At 58.6% G+C, this 4187-nt stretch carries 3 protein-coding genes and 2 pseudogenes; all 5 read left to right on the top strand.

Annotated elements, in window-relative coordinates; genetic code table 11:
- Positions 1-90, top strand: a pseudogene (locus tag HP459_RS21710) (type VI secretion system contractile sheath small subunit); the annotation flags it as partial.
- Positions 91-130: 40 nt separating this feature from the next.
- A complete protein-coding gene (tssC, locus tag HP459_RS21705; protein WP_022648284.1) occupies positions 131-1666 on the top strand; it encodes a type VI secretion system contractile sheath large subunit in 1536 nt (511 codons plus the stop codon).
- A 15-nt stretch (positions 1667-1681) separates the two neighbouring features.
- The gene (gene tssK, locus HP459_RS21700) at positions 1682-3022 is read left to right on the top strand and encodes a type VI secretion system baseplate subunit TssK (protein ID WP_171936822.1); all 1341 of its coding nucleotides are present in this window, start codon (positions 1682-1684) and stop codon (positions 3020-3022) included.
- Positions 3019-3708: a type VI secretion system protein TssL, short form gene (gene tssL / locus HP459_RS21695; RefSeq protein ID WP_023300235.1), complete on the top strand. Its 690-nt coding sequence runs from the start codon at positions 3019-3021 to the stop codon at positions 3706-3708. The genes tssK and tssL overlap by 4 nt, the downstream gene beginning before the upstream one ends.
- A pseudogene (locus HP459_RS21690) lies at positions 3705-4187 on the top strand (OmpA family protein); the annotation flags it as partial. The gene tssL and the pseudogene HP459_RS21690, both read left to right, overlap by 4 nt.

The following is a 4187-nucleotide window of genomic DNA, read 5'->3' as shown; positions in this document are numbered from 1 at the left end:
ACTTTCAGAAAAGAACTCGAGAAAATTCTTAAGGACCCGGCGCTGTCTCAGGAATTACGCGACGAAATGAGTGCACTGGCCCCGAAATAAGCGGCATGTGTAATTTAATGGATTAACCGGGAATATGCTGATGTCTGTGAATAGTGAAACCGCCTCCGCGCAGGGGCAGACCATCGTACTGGAAAAAGAGGGCGTTTACGCCTCCCTGTTTGAAAAAATCAACCTGACTCCGGCCTCGAGCCTGGGTGATATCAATGCGTTTCTGGATGATGCCGCGCTTTCTGACGCGCCGGCGGGTGAACGCCTGACGGCGGCGATGCAGGTGTTTATGGACTGCATCCGCAAATCCGGTCAGCCCGTGGAGAAGCTCGACAAAACGCTGATTGACCACCATATCGCCGAACTGGATTTCCAGATCAGCCGTCAGCTGGATGCCGTAATGCATCACCAGGCGTTCCAGAAGGTGGAGTCCCTGTGGCGCGGCCTGAAGCAGCTGGTGGACAACACCGACTACCGCCAAAATGTGAAAACCGAGATTCTGGACGTCTCCAAGGACGACCTGCGCCAGGATTTTGAGGATGCACCGGAACTGATCCAGAGCGGCCTCTACTGGCACACCTATACCGCCGAATACGACACCCCGGGCGGCGAGCCGATTGGTTCCGTGATTTCATCCTATGAATTTGACGCCAGCCCGCAGGATGTGGCGCTGCTGCGCAACATCTCTAAAGTATCAGCTGCCGCACATATGCCGTTTATTGGCTCTGTCGGCCCGAAATTCTTCCTGAAAGACTCGATGGAAGAGGTCGCTGCAATTAAGGATATCGGCAACTACTTCGACCGCGCTGAATACATCAAGTGGAAATCTTTCCGCGACACCGACGACGCCCGCTACATCGGCCTCGTGATGCCGCGCGTGCTGGGGCGTCTGCCGTATGGCCCGGACACCGTACCAGTACGCAGCTTTAACTACGTTGAGCAGGTGAAAGGCCCGGATCATGAGAAATACCTGTGGACCAGCGCGTCGTTCTCCTTCGCGTCAAACATGGTGAAGAGCTTCATCAATAACGGCTGGTGCGTGCAGATCCGTGGCCCGCAGGCGGGCGGGGCGGTGAAAGATCTGCCTATTCATCTGTACGATTTGGGTACCGGCAACCAGGTGAAAATCCCGTCTGAGGTGATGATCCCGGAGACCCGCGAGTTTGAGTTCGCCAACCTCGGCTTTATTCCGCTCTCGTATTACAAAAACCGCGACTATGCCTGCTTCTTCTCGGCGAACTCCGCGCAGAAACCGGCGCTGTACGACACCGCAGATGCCACGGCCAACAGTCGCATCAATGCCCGTCTGCCGTACATCTTCCTGCTGTCGCGTATTGCGCACTATCTGAAGCTCATCCAGCGCGAGAACATCGGCACCACCAAGGACCGCCGTCTGCTGGAGCTGGAGCTGAATACCTGGGTGCGTAGTCTGGTGACGGAAATGACCGATCCGGGCGATGAGTTGCAGGCATCTCATCCGCTGCGTGACGCGAAGGTGGTGGTGGAAGATATCGAAGACAACCCGGGCTTCTTCCGCGTGAAACTGTTTGCGGTGCCGCACTTCCAGGTGGAAGGCATGGATGTGAACCTGTCTCTGGTGAGCCAGATGCCGAAAGCGAAAGCGTAACGTAAGGCAGGAAGCATGAAAACGGAACAACCGTTATGGGGCAGGGGCCAGATGGTCTCTCCCCAGCACTTCCAGCAACAGGCCGCGTATGCGGCCTGGTCTGCGGAATGCATCGCCCGGTTAGGTCTCTCCCATCCCTGGGGAGTGATTGAAGCCACTTTCGAACCGGATGCACTGAAACTGGGCCGCCTGCAGGCCCGCCATCTGCACATCCGTTTCCCCGACGGGACGCTTATCGACACGGATAATGCTGACGATCTGCCACCGGTTCTGGCGCTGGAGAGTGAATCAAATGAGGTGGTAGTGATGCTCGCGCTACCGCTGCTGCGCGCGAATGGTGGCAACTGTCTTAAGCCCGATGAGGTAGCCGGGCGTCCTGTTCGCTATCGCCAGCGTTGGCAGGATATCCGCAATACCTTCGGGGACGATACCCGCCAGATTGCGGTAATGCGTCCTGAGCTGACGCTGCGGTTTGCACATCAGAACAACAGCGATTACCTGACCTGTCCGGTTGCCCGCCTGCAGCAGGATCTGCAGGGGGCATGGCAGCCTGATGAGACGTTTCTCCCCCCGCTCCTGGCCATCGAGGGCAGCCGCTGGCTGTTAACCCAGCTCGAACAGCTGATGATCCAGCTACGTGTACGCCTGAGCCGACTGATGGCCATGCGACGGGAAAGTAATGAGCGCATGGCAGACTTTGCCGTGGCCGACGTGTCGCTGTTCTGGTTGCTGAATGCCCTCAACAGCGCTGAGCCCGTGCTGGGGCAGTTTCAGCGCCATCCGCAAAGTCCGCCTGAACGCCTGTATCCGGAGCTGGCCCGCCTGGCGGGCAGCCTGCTGACCTTCTCGCTGGGGCACCAGGTGAGTGCGATCCCGGTCTGGCAGCACGAGCAACTGAATAACGTATTTCCGCCGCTGTTTGATTTACTGGGGGACCTTCTGGAAGCCAGTCTGCCATCGCGGGTGGTGGCGATTGAGCTTGAGCACGATGCCCGGCTGCACTTCTGGCAGGCCCGTCTGCATGATCCGCGTCTGCGTGAAGGGGCGGATTACTACCTCTCCGTGCGTTCAATGGTGCCGGTGGCTCAGCTGCAGGAGCAGTTCCCGCGCCAGTGCAAGGTTGGCAGCCCCGATCATGTCAGAAGTATCGTCAATTCATCGCGGGTGGGCGTGCCGCTGACCCCGCTGCGCCATGTGCCGGCAGCCATTCCGTTACGTCTGGAAAATCAGTATTTCAGTCTTGATGTCTCTCATCCTCAGGCCACTGAAATGCTCCAGGGCGGCACCTGCATGTTTTACGTTCCGGGCATGCTCGGCGAGCCTGAACTCGAACTCTTTGCGGTGCTGAGAACATGAGTGAGCGTAAACGCGGCGCTGCCGCGGCCATTGATATTGATGCCCTGCTGCAGGATACCTGGCTGCAGGTGATCAGCCTGCGTCACGGTCCGAAATTTCAGGATGGAGAAGGGCGCACGCTGTGGGAGCGTTGCATTGCTGATGTCGAACGTGTGCAGCGTGAGCTGAAAGCGGGCGAACTTGATGAAGCCAGCTGCCGGCATATTCTCACCGCACAATGTGCGCTGCTGGATGAGGCGGTTAAGAGTCGCGGTGTGGAGGATGATGCCTGCGTGCAGTGGTATGACATTCCCCTGCAGGGGCACTTCCTTGGCACCATGGACGCCGGTGACACGCTGTGCGATCGGATGCGCGATGTGCTGCGTGAACCGGCTCCTGACCACGCTGTCGTGACCTGCTTCCAGCGGGTCATGATGCTCGGATTCCTCGGCAACTTCCGCTCCCTGAACGATCCTGAGCGGCAGAAACTCATGAATGCACTTAATGAACATGTTGCGCCGTTCAGCTATTCACAACCCCATCCCGTTCTGGCGGAAAGCCATGCCGGACGGGGGATAGGGGGTTGGCTTGCTTCATGGCCCATGCGCATTGGCCTGAGTGTGGTGGTGGTCACCGCATTATGGTGGGGACTGGATTGCTGGCTGGATCAGACACTGCTTACCCTGCTGCCGGGAGCCGTGAAATGAGCCCTGCACAACAGCGCGGGCTTGCGCTCTGGGCTGCCCTGCTGAGTGCAGTGGTCTGCCAGTGGTTTCTGCCAGCATCCCGGCTGGTTTCCGTTCTCGTCCTGCTGGCGGTACTGGGGCTAATCATGGCGTTCTGGGCTGTCGCCTGCCGTCGCGTGCAGCACGATTTCACCCTGTGTCTGGAGGACCTGCCTGAAACCAGTTATTGCCAGCCCGTGGTACTGGTCTGTGGCGATCTGCCGCTTGCCTGGCCGCATCAGTCACCGGTACTTACTGTCACGCAGGGCTGCTGGATCCGTGTGGAGGATCATCTGGAACTGGAGCAGGCCGCCCGTCAGGTACTGTGGTTGCGCCCCGACTGGGGACGTCAGCTGTCAGTGATGGTCAGTGTTTGTCCGCAGCAGCACCCTGACAGTGAACGCCTTACCAGTCGTTTGCTTGCCCTGCGCTGGCAGATTAGTCGGTTGCGTAAAGCAACC

Source organism: Enterobacter sp. CM29, from assembly GCF_013179605.1.
In the GTDB taxonomy this organism is placed as follows: domain Bacteria; phylum Pseudomonadota; class Gammaproteobacteria; order Enterobacterales; family Enterobacteriaceae; genus Enterobacter; species Enterobacter intestinihominis.
Note: the sequence above shows the minus strand (reverse complement) of the source record. Positions and strands in the feature narration are given on the sequence as shown.

Bases quoted from the DNA above. Each gene is read 5' to 3' on its own strand.
- tssC (WP_022648284.1), top strand. From the start codon at position 131: ATGTCTGTGAATAGTGAAACCGCCTCCGCGCAGGGGCAGACCATCGTA.
- tssK (WP_171936822.1), top strand. From the start codon at position 1,682: ATGAAAACGGAACAACCGTTATGGGGCAGGGGCCAGATGGTCTCTCCC.
- tssL (WP_023300235.1), top strand. From the start codon at position 3,019: ATGAGTGAGCGTAAACGCGGCGCTGCCGCGGCCATTGATATTGATGCC.